This window comes from Enterovirga sp. (assembly GCF_028290205.1).
Lineage (GTDB): Bacteria > Pseudomonadota > Alphaproteobacteria > Rhizobiales > Beijerinckiaceae > Enterovirga.
Genome location: NZ_JAQGKF010000090.1, coordinates 1 through 14,262, shown reverse-complemented (window position 1 = coordinate 14,262; position 14,262 = coordinate 1). Strand labels below are relative to the sequence as shown.

Genomic DNA, 14,262 nt, shown 5'->3' with positions numbered 1-14,262 from the left:
AGGGCCGCTGCTCGGTCTGGGCCGGTCCCGGGGCACCGCCGGCGGCGGGCGCACCCGCGGCTGCCGGGGCTGCGGCCGGCGTGGCGGGGGCTTCTGGGAAGGCGACGGGGCTCTCCGACTGGTTCCGCAGGTAGGCCAGGATGTCGGCCCGCTCCTTGGGGTTGGACACGCCCGCGAAGGCCATGATGGTGCCCGGCACGTAGCCCTTCGGATTGGCCAGGAAGTGGTCCAGATCCTCGTAGGTCCACTGACCGCCCTTGCTCTTCAGGGCCGCCGAATACGCGAAGCCCGGATGGGCGGCCTTGGGCTGGCCGACAACGCCGTAGAGACCGGGTCCGATCTTGTTCGGGGCCCCCTTCTCGAAGGCATGGCAGGCGGCGCATTTCTTGACCGCGTTCTGGCCGCGGCCGGCATCGGCGCTGGCCAGGAGCACGGGCAAGGGCTCGGCCTGGGCCTGCTGGTCGCTGCCGGCGGCGCCCTGCGCCTCCGGAGCCGGCAGGTCATAGCCGGTGACGGCCGGTTTCCGCGGCGTGTAGAGAATGCCGGAGAAGACGTTGAGGCCGAGGCCCAGAAGGCAGGCGCCGAGCACGGCGCCCGACACCTTGTTCCAGAACAGGGGATCGCCCTCGCCGATCGCCCCGAGGCCCCCCTTCTTGCGCCCCTGTCCGGCGAGATCACCCGAAGCCATGCTGAGTTCCCGAATCCGTCCCTGCCGCACGCGCGCAGTGCAGCGCCCGAAACGGCTGCTTAGCCGCATTTCCGCCGCGTTGACAACGCGGCAGCTGCGCATGCGGTCCCCCGCATCGTCGCAGGGCCCCCGAACGGGCCTCCTGCCATGACAAGCGGGCAGGCCGTTGCTACAGGGCCGCTCCTCCCATCACGGTCCCGCGCCCTCGTGAACCCGCTCGTTCTCATCCCCGCCCGCATGCAGGCGACCCGCCTGCCCGGCAAGCCGCTGGCCCTGATCGCGGGCGAGCCGATGATCGTGCAGGTGTGGCGCCGTGCCGTCGAGGCAGGAATCGGAGCCGTCGCGGTCGCGACCGATGCGCCCGAGGTGGCCGAGGCGGTGACGCGCGCCGGCGGCCACGCCGTCCTGACCCGGGCCGACCATCCGTCGGGCTCCGACCGGATCGCGGAGGCTGCCGGGCTGATCGACCCGCATGGCCGCCATGACGTGGTGGTCAACGTCCAGGGTGATTTTCCGACCATCGCGCCGGCCAGCATCGCGGCCGTGACCGGCCCGCTGGCCGACCCGGCAGTCGACATCGCCACCCTGGCCTTCGCGATCACGCTCGAGGAGGAGCGGACGCATCCCGACATCGTCAAGGCCATCGGCACCGAGATCGGGCCGAACCGCCTGCGGGCGCTGTATTTCACCCGGGCCACCGCGCCCTGGGGCGAGGGGCCGCTGTTTCACCATGTCGGGCTCTACGCCTATCGCCGGCAGGCGCTCGCCCGCTTCATTGCCCTGCCGCCCTCGCCGCTGGAGCGGCGGGAACGGCTGGAGCAGTTGCGCGCGCTGGAGGCCGGGATGCGCATCGACATCGCGCTGATCGAGGACCAGCCCTTCGGGGTGGATAATCCGCACGGGCTCGCACGGGCGCGGCGGCTGTTGGAGGCACAGGCGTGAAAATCTCCTTCCAGGGCGAGCGCGGGGCGAATTCGGAGATCGCCTGCCACGAGGCGCGCCCGGACCACGAGCCCCTGCCCTGCGCCACCTTCGAGGACGCCTTCGCTGCGGTCACCGAGGGCGAAGCCGAGCTGGCCATGATCCCGATCGAGAATTCGATCGCCGGGCGCGTCGCGGACATCCACCACCTGCTACCGACCTCCGGCCTGCATATCGTGGGCGAGCATTTCCTGCCGATCCACTTCCAGCTCATGGCGCTGCCCGGCACGCGGATCGACGAGATCCGGACCGTGCACAGCCACATCCACGCGCTCGGCCAGTGCCGGCGCGTGATCCGGCGCCTCGGCGTCAAGGCGGTGGTGGCCGGCGACACGGCCGGATCGGCGCGCGAAATCCGCGACGCCGGCGACCGGAGCCGCGCCTCCCTGGCGCCCCGCCTCGCGGCCGAGCGCTACGGGCTCGAGATCCTGGAGGAGAATGTCGAGGACGAGGCCCACAACACGACCCGGTTCATCGTCCTGTCCCGCGAGGCCGATCCGGCGCCCGCCGGCGATCACGTGGTGACGAGCTTCGTGTTCCGGGTCCGCAACCTGCCGGCCGCCCTGTACAAGGCGCTGGGCGGGTTCGCGACCAACGGCGTCAACATGACGAAGCTCGAATCCTACATGGTCGAGGGGCAGTTCACGGCCACCCAGTTCTATGCCGAGGTGGACGGCCGTCCGGACGACCCGGGGCTGGCCCGGGCGCTGGAGGAGCTGCGCTTCTTCTCCCGCGAATTCCGGCTGCTCGGCGTTTATCCGGCCCACCCGTTCCGGGAAAACATGGGCCAGCCGGGATGAACCGGGCGGACGGCACGGTTTCGGCGGCGCGGCGCGTCGCCCTCCCCGGGCTGTCGCTGAACGTCGTCGAAGCCGGGCCGAAGAACGGTCCGCCCGTCATCCTGCTGCACGGCTTTCCCGAATTCTCGGCCGGGTGGCGCCACCAGATCGGGCCCCTCGCGGCGGCCGGGTTCCGGGTCGTGGTGCCCGACCAGCGCGGCTATGCCGGATCGGACAAGCCCGACGCCGTCGCAGACTACCGGCTGGCGCGGTTGGGCCAGGACGTGCTCGATCTCGCGGACACCCTGGGTTTCGGCACCTTTGCGCTGGTCGGGCATGATTGGGGCGGCATCGTCGCCTTCTGGGTCGCGGCCCGGCACCCTGGCCGGGTCGGCCGGCTCGCCATCCTCAACGCGCCCCATCCGGACGCGCGCTGGTCCGTGATGCGAAAGGACCCGGCGCAGCTTCTCAGAAGCTGGTACGTGGCGGCCTTTCAACTGCCCGGGCTGCCGGAACGGCTGCTGGCCCGGCGCGACTTCGCGGCGCTCCGCGGCGCCCTCCTCCGGACGAGCCGGCCCGGCGCCTTTGGGCGAAACGACCTTCTGCTCTACCGCGAGGCATGGTCGCGGCCGAATGCCCTGGTCGGCATGCTGGGCTGGTACCGGGCGCTGGTCCGCCACCCGCCCCCCACCGCCGGCCGGATCGCGGTCCCGACGCTGATCCTGTGGGGACGGCGCGACACGGCACTGGGGCCCCGCTTCGCAACCGAGAGCCTCGCCCTGTGCGACCAGGGCCGCATCCGCTGGTTCGACGGGGCCAGCCACTGGCTCCAGCACGAGGAGCCGGAAAGCGTGAACAGGGAGCTCCTCGGACATCTCGGCAGCTGACCGCCCTCAGCCGCCGCGCTTGAGACCCTCCTCGCCGGCCAGGAAGGCAGCCACGGCCGGGCTCGCCGGCGGGCTTTCGGCCGAGATCCCGACCGCGTCCATCAGCGTGGCGATCGGCACGAAGCTGCGGGCCCGGCGGTCGTAGAGCCCGCCCCGCACCAGCGCGACGGCGGCCACGATCTCGGGCCGCCCGTCCTCGCCGGCCGTCAGGATGCGCTGCTCCAGGACGAGGTTGGCGCCGGTCCAGTGGAGGATGCGGGTCTCGACCGAGAAGCGCTGGAACAGCCGCAACTCGCGCCGGAACCGGATCGTGCCGGCGCCCAGGATGGGGGTCCAGCGCCGGCGCAGCACGGAGCGCCACAGCCCGGAGCGGAGAACGAGGTCGGCGCGTCCAAGTCCATCACGGCCCAGTACCGGCCGTTGTTCAGATGCAGCGAGTGTCGAGATCGTGCGGCCAGACCCGGAACCGGAGGCGGGACACGGCCCCGGGCGGGCGCAGGCGCGGCCGCAGCGGCGCCAGGCAGATCAGCGCCAGGAGGCGCAGCCACAGGTTCACCGGCTCAGGCGGTCTCGCCGTCCACCCAGGCCCGCATCAGGTGGTGAGCGATGGCCATGGGCGGCGGGGTGATCAGCCCCTCCGGGTGCCGCCGCTCCAGCATGCTGGCCACCTCCGCCCGCGGGAACCAGCGGCAATCCTCGAGCTCCTCGGTGTCGATGGTGATGGGCTCGCTCAGCCCCTCGCCGAGGCAGCCGATCATCAGGGAGGACGGAAACGGCCAGGGCTGGGACATCAGGTAGCGCACCCGCCCGACCTCGATGCCGCTCTCCTCCCGGACCTCACGCCGCACCGCGTCCTCGATGCTCTCGCCGGGCGATACGAAACCGGCCAGGCAGGAATAGCTGCCGGCCACGAAGCGGCTCTGCCGGCCCAGCAGGCAGCGGTCACCGCGGCTGACCAGCATGATGGTGACCGGGTCGGTGCGGGGAAAATGCTGCCCGCCGCAGGTCTCGCAATCGCGCCGCAGCCCGGCCCGGTCCGGAGCGGTCGGCGCGCCGCATTGGGCGCAGAAGCGGTGGCGGGCGTGCCAGAGAAGAAGCGATTTCGCCTGGGCCAGCATGCCGGCCTCGCCGGGGGGCACCGTGCCCTCGGTGGCGATGCTGCGCAGGTCGGTGACCACAAAGGCCGGGTCGGCCCGCAAGGAATCGGCCCGGGCGGGATCGAGCGCCGCCCCGATCACGGCCACGCCGTCCAGCCGCCCCAGGACGACGCGCTCACGCAGATCCTCGGCCGGAAGACGGTCGGGCGCCAGCAGCGCGGTCGCCCCCTCCGGGCCCGCCTGGAGGATCGCGAACTCGCCCGCGATCACCACGAGGCGGCTCTCGCCCGCCGCCGCGCTCGGGGCAGCCTCCTCGCGCTCCGCACCGGCGCGGTCGAGCAGGTTTGCGGCGAAACCGAGTCGAAGAGGCATGAGGCGGATCACTCGGCTGCGAACAGGGCGGCGGCGCGGTCGACCAGGGCAGCGGCCGCGTGCGCGGGATAGGGCTGGCGCGCGCTGCGACCCCAGACGGGGCCCGGCCAGGCCGGATCGGAGTGGAAGCGGCCGACCACGTGGATGTGCAGTTGCGGCACGAGGTTGCCGAGCGCCGCGACGTTGACCTTGTCGGGTTTTGACAGGGCCAGCATGACCCGCGTGGCGATCCGCAGCTCCTGCATCAGGGTGGCGGCGTCCGGATCGGAGAGGTCGGTGATCTCGGACAGGCCGGCCCGGCGCGGCACCAGCACCAGCCAGGGAAAGCGCGCGTCGTCCGTCAACAGCACGGAGCAGAGCTGCAGATCCCCGACCGGGAGGGTATCGGCCGCGAGGCGGGGATCGAGCCGGAAGCTGTCCATGGCGAGCAACGCGTAGTCCGTTCCGGGGCCGAAAGCGAGATCGAGGTCAAGGCGAGGCGCCGCCCTCGTCGAGCGCCAGCAGCGCGGCATTGCCCCCCGCCGCCGCAGTGTTGACGCTGACCGCCCGCTCCGCAACCAGCCTCCAGCCCGGGTAGCCCCCCGAATGGTCGGGTCCGATCACCGGCAGGATGGCGCCGGGCCGGGCCGCGATCCTGCGCCGGAGCGCGACCAGCGGTTCGGGCGGGAGATCCGCCAGCACGGCTCCGAGCGGCTCCGCGCCGGCCGGGTCCTCGGACAGAGCGACGTCGTCCCGGGAGAGATCGGCCGCAACGGCCCGTCCCGCCTCCGTGTCGGGCAGCAGCGCGCGGTTGCCGGCGGCGAGCGCCGCTTCCGCCTGGGCCCGCAGGGCCTCCGGAGCCGGACCGAGGCAGGCGACCGGGCCGCGGGGATGGAGCGACCAGCCGTTCTCCTCGCCCGTCGGGCCGGGCAGGCGCAGAGCCACGGCCGGGGCCGGCCGGCCGTTTCGCACCAGGGCGTGCAGGTAGAACGGCCCTCCGGCCTTGGGCCCGGTGCCGGACAGGCCCTCGCCGCCAAAGGGCTGCGAGCCCACCACCGCCCCGACCAGGTTGCGGTTGACGTAGAGGTTGCCGACCCGAAGGCTGCTGGCGACCTCCGCGATGACCTCGTCGATGCGCGTGTGCAGGCCGCCGGTGAGGCCGTAGCCGGCCGCGTTGATGCGGCCGACTAGCGGCGGGAGCTCCTCTGCCCGGAACCGCACCACGTGCAGCACGGGGCCGAACACCTCGCGGTCGAGCGCCTCGACCTCCGGGATCTCGATCAGGGTGGGAGGCACGAAGGTGCCCCGCCCTGTCTCGGCCGCGAGCCGCCCCTGCACCACGCGGCAACCTCTGGCCCGCATGGCCGCGACGTGGCGCTCGAGCCCGTCCCGAGCCTCGCCGTCGATGACGGGGCCGACATCGGTCGAGAGGTCCAGCGGCGAGCCGGTGCGAAGCTCCCGCATGGCGCCTTCCAGCATGGCGATGATCGGGCCGGCCACGTCCTCCTGCAGGCAGAGGAGGCGGAGCGCCGAGCAGCGCTGGCCGGCCGAATCGAAGGCGCTCTCGACGGCGTCCGCCACGACCTGCTCGGGAAGGGCGGAGGAATCCACGATCATGGCGTTGAGCCCGCCGGTCTCGGCGATCAGGACCGGGCTGTCCGGCCGGCCAGCGAGGGTCCGCTCGATGCCCTTGGCGACCGCCGTCGAGCCCGTGAACACGATGCCCATCACCCGCGGATCGGCCACCAGCGCCGCGCCCACGGTCTCGCCCGGACCCGGCAGAAGCTGGAGCACGTCGGGCGGAATGCCGGCCTCATGCGCGAGCCGGACCGCCTCCCGCGCCACGAGCGGCGTCTGTTCGGCGGGCTTTGCCAGCACCGGATTGCCGGCCACCAAGGCGGCCGCGACCTGGCCGGTGAAGATGGCGAGCGGAAAGTTCCACGGCGAGATGCAGCAGACCGGCCCGAGCGGCCGCGTCCCGGCGAGACCCGCCCGCGCCTCGGCCGCGTAGTAGCGGCAGAAATCTACCGCCTCGCGCAGCTCCCCGACCGCGTTGCGGGCCGTCTTGCCGGCCTCCCGCATCAGGAGCCCGTAGAGGGCGAGCCGCTGCTCCTCGAGCGCCTCGGCCCAGCGCTCCAAGAGGGCCGCCCGGCGCTCGGCCGGCAGGCTGGCCCAGTCTGGAAGGGCGGCGGCGGCCCGCCCCACGGCGGGGCCGACCTCCTCGGCCGAGATGTCGGCGATCCGGCCGACGATCTCGCCGCTCGCGGGGTTGCGGACCGGCTGCCCGCGCGCCTCCTCGGGGCCCTGCGGCCGGGTCCGCAGCGCCACGCCGAGTTCGGTCAGAGCCGGCTCGCTCGCGAGGTCGAACCCACGGGAATTCGCCCGGCCGGGAAACAGCGCCGGCGGCGGCCGCAGCCCGGCATGGGGGTGGCCGCCATCCTGGCGCACACGCGCCACCGGGTCCTCGACCAAGCGCTCGAGCGGAACGGTCTCGTCCACCACCTGGCTGACAAAGGAGGAATTGGCGCCGTTCTCGAGCAGCCGGCGCACCAGGTAGGCAAGCAGCGTCTCGTGCGGCCCGACCGGCGCATAGACCCGCACCGGTCGCCCCCGGCCGGCGGGTCCGACGATGCCGTCATAGATCGCCTCGCCCATGCCGTGCAGGCATTGGAACTCGTAATCGGCCGCCCCAGCCATCGCCTCCACGGCCCCGATCGTGAAGGCGTTGTGGGTGGCGAATTGCGGAAAGATGCTGTCCGGCGCGGCCAGCATGGCACGGGCGCAGGCGAGATAGGACACGTCGGTGTGGGCCTTGCGGGTGAAGACCGGAAACGTCTCGAAGCCGCCAAGCTGGGCGAGCTTGATCTCGCTGTCCCAATAGGCGCCCTTGACCAGCCGAACCATCAGCCGGCGGCCGGAGCGGCGGCCGAGATCGGCCAGCCAATCGATCACCGGCCGGGCGCGCCGGCCATAGGCCTGCACCACGAAGCCGAGCCCGTCCCAGCCGGCGAGGGCGGGATCGAGCGCCAGCGCCTCCAGGAGGTCGAGCGAGAGGTCGAGCCGGTCCGCCTCCTCCGCGTCGATGTTCAGGCCGATGTCGGCCGAGCGTGCCAAGAGCGCCAGCGAGGTCACCCGCGGCAGCAGCTCCGCCATGACCCGCTCGCGCTGGCTGCGGGCGTAGCGGGGGTGGAGCGCCGAAAGCTTGATGGAAATGCCGGGCCCGGCATAGATCCCCCGCCCGGCCGAGGCCCGGCCGATGGCGAGCGTCGCCTCGGCATAGGCCCGCATGTAGCGGTCGGCGTCGGCGGCCGTCATCGCGGCCTCGCCCAGCATGTCGTAGGAGAAACGGTAGCCGCGGCGCTCGCGCGCGGAGGCTTCGGCCAGCGCCTCGCCAATGGTCTCGCCGGTCACGAACTGGCGGCCCAGCATGCGGATGGCGAGGTCGGTCGCGCGCCGGATCACCGGAGCGCCGCCCCGGCCCACCAGACGGCGGAGGGAGCCGCCGAGCGCCTGCTCGCTGTGCGTCGGCACGAGCTTGCCGGTGACCAGCAGCCCCCAGGCCGCCGCGTTCACGAACAGCGACGGCGAGCGCCCGAGATGGGCCGACCAGTCGCCGCCGCCGATCTTGTCGCGGATCAGGCGGTCTCGCGTGCCGTCGTCCGGGATCCGCAGCAGCGCCTCGGCCAGGCACATCAGCGCCACGCCCTCTTCGGAGGAGAGCGAGAATTCGTGCATCAGCGCGTCGACGCCGCCAGCCGAGCGGCGGGCCCGGCGCACCGCCTCGGCGAGATCGCGGGCGCGCCGGCCGGCGGCGGCGAGTTCGGCCGGCGACAGCTCGGCCTCATCCGCCAGCGCCAGGATCCAGTCGCGCTCGGCGACCCGATGCCGCGCCTGGATCCCGCGGCGCAGCGGCGTGGCGGCCGCCGGCGAAGCCGCGAAGCCCCGAACAGGGTCGGGGCGCTCGTCCCGGCTCCCAGGGGCGGGCGAGGTGGACATCAGGTTGGCCCACCCCGATCGGCGGGACGGGCGCGGCGAGCGGCACGGATCGGGGCGGGGCTCATGCGGACGGCAGGTTAGCGCGGCGGCAGGATTTCTCCAGCCTCCCGGTTCGCCCCGGGCCGGCCGGGTGCGGCCCCGGGAGCGCCGGCGCTGCTTGCTCTCCTGCGCCCGTTTCCGCACCGTCACGGGAGCGATTCGGAGGATGGATGATGCGGGCTCGGTGGATAGTGCTTCTAGCGGCCGGAATGGCCTGCGCGACGCCGGCAGCCTTTGCCCAATCGGCCGCGACCCCCACGCCCGGCACCACCGCGGCCGATCCCGGCGCAGCCGCGACCCAGGCTGTCACCAACCCGACCCGGCCTCCGGCCGAGGTCGCGCCGTCCGCGAAGGGGACCTCCGGCCAGGTGCAGTACAGCCCGCCGCCGGCCATCGACCCAGCTGCCGCCCAGACACAGTCGGCGCTGTCGCCAGCCGAGGTCCGCGAACTCCTCGAGGCCAGCAAGGCGACGGCCGTCGCGACCCGGGAGAGCGTGGATTACATCCGGGTGATGCCGGACATCCTGACGCAGATCCTGGCCAAGCTCGACAAGCTCGAGAACAAGCTCGACAAGATCGAGGACGCCCTGAAGGAGCCGCCGGCCCCGCCGCCGCCGCCGAAGCGGCGCTGACCGTCAGGACCGGGCGGGCGCGAGCGCGTCCGGATTGACCAGCCGGATCGGCTGGCCGTCCAGCCAGGCCAGGATGTTCTCCAGGCTTTCGCGGTAGAACTGCTCGAAGACGTGCCGGGCCCCGTAGCCGAGATGCGGGGTCAGCACGACGTTCGGCAGACGCCGCAGGGCGTGCCCCGCCGGCAGGGGCTCGCGGTCGTAGACGTCCAGCGCGGCCGAGATGCGGCCGGTGCCGAGTTCGCGCAGCAGCGCCGCCTCGTCCACGAGCGGTCCCCGGGCGGTGTTGATCAGGATGGCCCCGTCCGGCATCGCGGCGAGCTCCGCCTGGCCCACGATGTTCCGCGTCCGCTCGGACAGGACCACGTGCAACGACAGGATGTCGGAGGCGGCGAACAGCTCGTCCTTCTCGACCCGCCGCACGCCGGCCTCTCGGGCGGCCTCCTCCGTCAGGTTCTGGCTCCAGGCCACCACCTCCATGCCAAAGGCGCGGCCATAGCCCGCGACGCGGCTGCCGAGCTTGCCCAGGCCCAGGATGCCGAGGCGGCGGCCGTCCAGCACGGTGCCGACCGGCACGCCCTCGTGCCAGCCGCCGGCCCGCATCACCCGGTCGGCCAGCGGGATGCGGCGCGCGGCCGCGAGAATCAGCCCGAAGGCGAGCTCGGCGGTGGCCGCGCTGGTGTTGATGCCCGTGTTGCAGACGAGCACGCCCTGCCGGGTCAGGGCCGGGATGTCGAAGGTCGGCGCCCGCGCGCCCGTCATGGCCAGCAGGCGCAGCTTCGGCAGGCGCGCGACGAGCGAGGCCGGAAAGGCCGTGCGCTCCCGCATCGGCACCACCACCTCGAAGTCGGCAAGGGCGGCCGCGGCCGCGGTCTCGTCGGCAAAGGGCTGCTCAAACACCGTGAGCTCGGCCTTGCCGTCCAGCCGGCTCCAATCGGCCGAGCCGCGAGCCAGCGCCTGCGTGTCGTCGATCACCGCGACGCGCGGCAAGGCCATCAGCTGTCCGCCTTGATGTTGTTGTCCCGCACCACCGCTCCCCAGACCTTCATCTCGTTCTCCAAAAAGCGCTGCAGCTCGGCCGGGGCGCCGGCCCGGATCTCAATCTGCTGGCTGTCCTTCAGCACACGGTTGGCCCGCTCGTCGGCAAGGCTCGCCTTGAGGTCGCGGTTGAACCGCTCGATCATGGCGGGCGGCGTCTTGCCGGGTGCGAACACGCCCCACCAGGCCACCGATTCGAGGCCCGGCATGCCGCTCTCGCCTGCGGTCGGCACGTCCTTGAGGTTCGCCGAGGCGACCCGCGTCGCCCCGAACTGCACCACCGGCCGCAGCGCCTTGCCCTCGAGCTGCGGGTTGATCAGGGCGGCGCTGCCGATGATCAGCTCGACATGGCCGGCGAGCGCGTCGTTCATGGCCGGGCCGCCGCCCCGGTAGGGCACGTGGGTCAGCTTGACGCCCGCCTGCCGGGCGAAGCGCACCATGGTGAGGTGGCCGAGGCTGCCCGTGCCGATGGTCGCGTAGGTGATGCCGTCCGGCTTTGCCTTGGCGGCTGCGATCACGTCCGCGGCCGTGCGGTAGGGCTTCGAGGGATGCGTCGCCAGCACGTTCGGGGCCGTGCCGATCAGCATCACGGGTTCGAGATCGCGCGCCGTGTCGAACGGGAGCTGCTGCATGAACGGGTTCACGGCGTGCGTGTCGAACACGAACACCCATGTCGAGCCGTCGGGCGTGCCCTTGGCGACCCGGCCCGTGGCGGCGCTGCCCGAGGAGCCCGGCTGGTTCTCGACCAGGACGGTGGCGCCGAGCCGCTGCTGCAGGCCGGGCTGAACCAGCCGCGCCACCGCGTCGACCGAGCCTCCCGCCGGAAACGGCACGATCAGCCGGACGATGCCGGCGCCGGCGGGCCAGGGCTCCTGCGCCCGACTGCCCGAGCCGAGAGCCGGAACGGCTAGCGCTCCCGCCAGCACGCCCCGTCGCGTGACGTCCCGCATTCCGCGTCCTCCCAAGTTCTTATGAGGGGAGGCTATCAGCTCCGTGCGTGCCGGCAAGCCGCCCGGGTCACGCGGCGCGGCGGGGCACCAGCCGCTCGCTGCGCAGCGCCTCGGCGGCGCCGGACGGGCCGTCCTCGCCGTAGGCGGCGTCCTCGTTGACCTGCCACACGTCGTAGACCTCACGCCCGGCCAGGATGTTCGAGACCGTCAACATGGCGGTCATCATGGCGTGGTCCTGGTTGTTGTACTTGTGCATGCCGTTGCGGCCGACGAGGTGCAGGCCCGGATAGTTTTGCGCCAGGTCGAGCCGGATGGTCGCGACGTGGTCGGCGTAGTGCTCGTCATAGACCGGATAGGCTTTGACCTGGCGGACCACGCAGGCGTCGGTCACGTCGGCCGGGTCGACAAGGCCGATCTGGGCGATTTCGCGCGTGGCGAGCGCCACCAGCTCCTGATCCGGGAGGGACCACAGCCCGTCCCCCTCGAAGCAGAAATATTCCAGCCCGAGGCAGGTGGTGCTCTCGTCGGGGATCATCTCCGGCGACCAGGAGCGGAAATTCTGGATCCGGCCGACCTTCACGGCCGGATCGTGGATGTAGATCCAGTTGTCCGGGAAATCCGCCCGCCGCTTCACCATCAGGGCCACGGTCAGGAAGTCGCGGTAGCGCAGGGCGCGCGCCTGGAACACGCTGATCGGCAGCGGCCGGATGGCGGGGATCAGCTCCGCGATGGGCGCGGACGAGATCACGTGCGGCGTGCGGATCTGCTCGCGGTGACCATCGGGCGAGACGGAGGTCACCGTCCAAAGCCGGGTGGCGGCGTCGAAGCTGAGCTGCTCCACCCTGCAGCCCATCTGGATCCGGCCGCCCCCGGCCCGGATCTTGGCGGCCGCGGCCTCCCACATCATGCCGGGGCCGCGCCGGGGGTAGTCGAAGCTGTCGATCAGCGTCTTGACCACCGGTCCCGACCGGGCGCCAGCGCGGCGGAAGGGGCGTGTGAGCGCGTCCAGGACGGCGGTGCCGAGGCTGAGCCCCTTGATCCGCTGCGCCGCCCAGTCCGACGAGATCTCGTCGCAGGACATGCCCCAGACCTTCTCGGTGTAGGTCTTGAAGAAGATCCGGAAGAGCCGCTCGCCGAACTGGTTGCGGACCCAGTCGTGGAAGCTCTTCGGCTCGGCCATCGGGCGCGCCCGGGCCCACAGGTAGGACAGGAAGCAGGCGGCGCTCCGGAGCGGGCCGAGATTGCGCAGCGCCTCGAACGCCTTCAGCGGATAGGAGTAGTAGCGCCCGCCGTAGAAGATGCGCGACAGGCGCGGCCGCTGCACGAAATCATCCGGCAGGATCTCGCGCCACAGATCCACGACCTCGCGCGATTTCGAGAAGAAGCGGTGCCCGCCGATGTCGAACAGGTAGCCCTTGTAGCTGACCGTCCGGCTGATGCCGCCCACATAGGTGGGGTCCTGCTCGAGCACGGTCACGCCGCGGCCGGCCTTGGTCAACAGATAGGCCGCGGTGAGCCCGGCCGGTCCGGCACCGATCACCACGGTCTCGGAATGAGGAGGCGGCACGTCAAACTCCCGTGCCCCGGTCGGGGCCGGGCGGGAGTGTCAAGCGCAAGCGTTAAGATTCGCTCGTCGGGTCGACCCGGGTTGCCAGACGGTGCCTGAGGGGACGTCCGCCGGCGGGAACCGGCGGACGCCCTCGGGTCGCCGTCAGCGGGCGGGCGGGCCCGCGTCGCCGGTCAGGAGGGGCGTGATCCGCCGGACGGTGACGCGGCGGTTGCGCCGCTCGGGCCCTTGCGTGGCGACCTTGAGCTGCTGCTCGCCGTAGCCCTGGGTGGTCAGGTTCTCGGGCGGAACCCGGAAGGTGTCCTGCAACGCCACGGCCACCGATTCCGCCCGGCGGTCGGACAGAGACAGATTGTCGTCGTCCGCTCCGACCGCGTCCGTGTGGCCTTCGATGAGGAACACCTCCTGCGGGTTGCGGGTGATGGCCTCGGTCAGCGCCCGGGCCACAACGGCGAGCCGCTGGGCTTGTTCGGGGGTCACCGTCCAGGAGCCCGTTTCGAAGGTGATCGTGTCGAGATCGACCCGCGGCATGCGGGCCCGCACCTCGGGGCTGTACCGTACCTCGTCCAGCGTGTAGCGGCGCGACAGCCGCTCCACCGGGGGCGCGAGCAGCGTCTCCGAGACGCGCTCATAGGACGGATCAGCCTCCTCCAGGATGTAACGCTCGCGCGGGATGCCGACCACGGGCGGGGGCAGACGGACGAAGTAGTCGCCCGGCCGCCCGCCGCCGCGTACCCGGTTGTCGATGATGACGACCTCGCGGCCGTCCGGGCCGCGCCGGGCCCGGCGGAGCAGCCGTCCCTCGGCGTCCGTGTAGGTGACGATCTGCACGCCGCCGGCCCGCTCGGTGATGACCACCGTCTCGCTGCCCCGCCGCTCGGTGCGGACATCGGTCGCGCCGTACCGGAAGCGGCCCGCCTCCTCCCGCCGGATGATGGTGCGGCCGTTCTCGCGGATGATGGTGCGGCCACCCGGCTCGCGGATCACTGTCCGGCCGCCCTCGCGGCTTTCGCGCCGGCCCTCCCGGAGATCGTCAAGCTGGCCGGATCGCGGGTCGCGATCGTCGTCCCGCATGTCCCGGCGATCGGCGCCCCGGCGGTCGTCACGGCCGTCGCGGCGGTCGCGGTCGCCCGGTCGGTCCTCGCGAACGTCGCGGCGCTCGCGGTCGCCCGGCCGATCCCGTTCGTCCTGGCTCCCGGGGCGGTCGCGCCCGGGGCGCTCGTCGCGGCTGTCCCGCGCTCCGTCCCGGCGCTCGCCAGG

The 14,262-nt window shown here is 72.6% G+C and carries 14 protein-coding genes; 4 read left to right on the top strand and 10 right to left on the bottom strand.

The features are described 5' to 3' along the window. Nucleotides 1-688: cytochrome c family protein (locus tag JWR86_RS06010; protein ID WP_299562140.1), on the bottom strand; the 688-nt coding region annotated here is incomplete at its 3' end. Nucleotides 689-835: 147 nt separating this feature from the next. Between JWR86_RS06010 and JWR86_RS06005 the strand changes: the two genes are divergently transcribed. The 3 genes from JWR86_RS06005 to JWR86_RS05995 are packed head-to-tail and all read left to right on the top strand — an operon-like array spanning nucleotide 836 to nucleotide 3,335. After that, nucleotides 836-1,630: a 3-deoxy-manno-octulosonate cytidylyltransferase gene (locus JWR86_RS06005; RefSeq protein WP_299562137.1), complete on the top strand. Its 795-nt coding sequence runs from the start codon at nucleotides 836-838 to the stop codon at nucleotides 1,628-1,630. Beyond that, a complete protein-coding gene (locus JWR86_RS06000; RefSeq protein ID WP_299562134.1) occupies nucleotides 1,627-2,469 on the top strand; it encodes a prephenate dehydratase in 843 nt (280 codons plus the stop codon). The genes JWR86_RS06005 and JWR86_RS06000 overlap by 4 nt, the downstream gene beginning before the upstream one ends. Then, a complete protein-coding gene (locus JWR86_RS05995) occupies nucleotides 2,466-3,335 on the top strand; it encodes an alpha/beta hydrolase (RefSeq protein WP_299562131.1) in 870 nt (289 codons plus the stop codon). Before JWR86_RS06000 ends, JWR86_RS05995 begins: the two co-directional genes overlap by 4 nt. Before the next feature lie 6 nt (nucleotides 3,336-3,341). Here the strand turns inward: JWR86_RS05995 and JWR86_RS17820 are convergent, their stop codons facing one another. From JWR86_RS17820 to putA, 5 genes are all read right to left on the bottom strand, one after another. Next, nucleotides 3,342-3,686, bottom strand: coding sequence for a thioesterase family protein (locus JWR86_RS17820; protein ID WP_366914557.1), 345 nt, complete (start codon nucleotides 3,684-3,686; stop codon nucleotides 3,342-3,344). 73 nt (nucleotides 3,687-3,759) lie between these two features. Next, the gene (locus JWR86_RS17815; RefSeq protein WP_366914556.1) at nucleotides 3,760-3,891 is read right to left on the bottom strand and encodes a hypothetical protein; all 132 of its coding nucleotides are present in this window, start codon (nucleotides 3,889-3,891) and stop codon (nucleotides 3,760-3,762) included. A 4-nt stretch (nucleotides 3,892-3,895) separates the two neighbouring features. Beyond that, nucleotides 3,896-4,804 (bottom strand): NAD(+) diphosphatase, encoded by a 909-nt coding sequence (gene nudC, locus JWR86_RS05985; RefSeq protein WP_299562128.1) that lies wholly within the window; start codon nucleotides 4,802-4,804, stop codon nucleotides 3,896-3,898. A gap of 8 nt (nucleotides 4,805-4,812) precedes the next feature. Then, entirely contained in the window at nucleotides 4,813-5,226 is a 414-nt protein-coding gene (locus JWR86_RS05980) for an HIT family protein (protein WP_299562143.1), read from the bottom strand. Between the two features lie 46 nt (nucleotides 5,227-5,272). Continuing rightward, nucleotides 5,273-8,779 carry a bifunctional proline dehydrogenase/L-glutamate gamma-semialdehyde dehydrogenase PutA gene (putA, locus tag JWR86_RS05975; protein WP_299562125.1) on the bottom strand — a complete coding sequence of 1,169 codons (3,507 nt, stop codon included), beginning with the start codon at nucleotides 8,777-8,779 and terminating at the stop codon, nucleotides 5,273-5,275. 248 nt (nucleotides 8,780-9,027) lie between these two features. Here putA and JWR86_RS05970 point away from each other — a divergent pair, with 248 nt between their 5' ends. Further along, entirely contained in the window at nucleotides 9,028-9,450 is a 423-nt protein-coding gene (locus tag JWR86_RS05970; protein ID WP_299562122.1) for a hypothetical protein, read from the top strand. 3 nt (nucleotides 9,451-9,453) lie between these two features. Here JWR86_RS05970 and JWR86_RS05965 read toward each other — a convergent pair whose 3' ends face one another. The 4 genes from JWR86_RS05965 to JWR86_RS05950 form a co-directional block, all read right to left on the bottom strand. Continuing rightward, the gene (locus JWR86_RS05965; protein ID WP_299562119.1) at nucleotides 9,454-10,443 is read right to left on the bottom strand and encodes a D-2-hydroxyacid dehydrogenase family protein; all 990 of its coding nucleotides are present in this window, start codon (nucleotides 10,441-10,443) and stop codon (nucleotides 9,454-9,456) included. Then, on the bottom strand, nucleotides 10,443-11,435 hold the full coding sequence (locus tag JWR86_RS05960; RefSeq protein WP_299562116.1) for a tripartite tricarboxylate transporter substrate-binding protein: 993 nt from the start codon (nucleotides 11,433-11,435) through the stop codon (nucleotides 10,443-10,445). Before JWR86_RS05960 ends, JWR86_RS05965 begins: the two co-directional genes overlap by 1 nt. Nucleotides 11,436-11,502: 67 nt before the next feature. Next, nucleotides 11,503-13,002, bottom strand: coding sequence for an NAD(P)/FAD-dependent oxidoreductase (locus tag JWR86_RS05955; RefSeq protein ID WP_299562113.1), 1,500 nt, complete (start codon nucleotides 13,000-13,002; stop codon nucleotides 11,503-11,505). A 144-nt stretch (nucleotides 13,003-13,146) separates the two neighbouring features. Further along, on the bottom strand, nucleotides 13,147-14,262 hold a 1,116-nt coding region (locus JWR86_RS05950), incomplete at its 5' end, for an OmpA family protein (protein WP_299562110.1).

Excerpts from the sequence above, each read along its gene's own strand:
- JWR86_RS06005 (WP_299562137.1), top strand. The coding sequence starts at position 836 with ATGACAAGCGGGCAGGCCGTTGCTACAGGGCCGCTCCTCCCATCACGG.
- JWR86_RS05995 (WP_299562131.1), top strand. The coding sequence starts at position 2,466 with ATGAACCGGGCGGACGGCACGGTTTCGGCGGCGCGGCGCGTCGCCCTC.
- nudC (WP_299562128.1), bottom strand. The coding sequence starts at position 4,804 with ATGCCTCTTCGACTCGGTTTCGCCGCAAACCTGCTCGACCGCGCCGGT.
- JWR86_RS05980 (WP_299562143.1), bottom strand. The coding sequence starts at position 5,226 with ATGGACAGCTTCCGGCTCGATCCCCGCCTCGCGGCCGATACCCTCCCG.
- putA (WP_299562125.1), bottom strand. The coding sequence starts at position 8,779 with ATGTCCACCTCGCCCGCCCCTGGGAGCCGGGACGAGCGCCCCGACCCT.
- JWR86_RS05970 (WP_299562122.1), top strand. The coding sequence starts at position 9,028 with ATGGCCTGCGCGACGCCGGCAGCCTTTGCCCAATCGGCCGCGACCCCC.
- JWR86_RS05965 (WP_299562119.1), bottom strand. The coding sequence starts at position 10,443 with ATGGCCTTGCCGCGCGTCGCGGTGATCGACGACACGCAGGCGCTGGCT.
- JWR86_RS05960 (WP_299562116.1), bottom strand. The coding sequence starts at position 11,435 with ATGCGGGACGTCACGCGACGGGGCGTGCTGGCGGGAGCGCTAGCCGTT.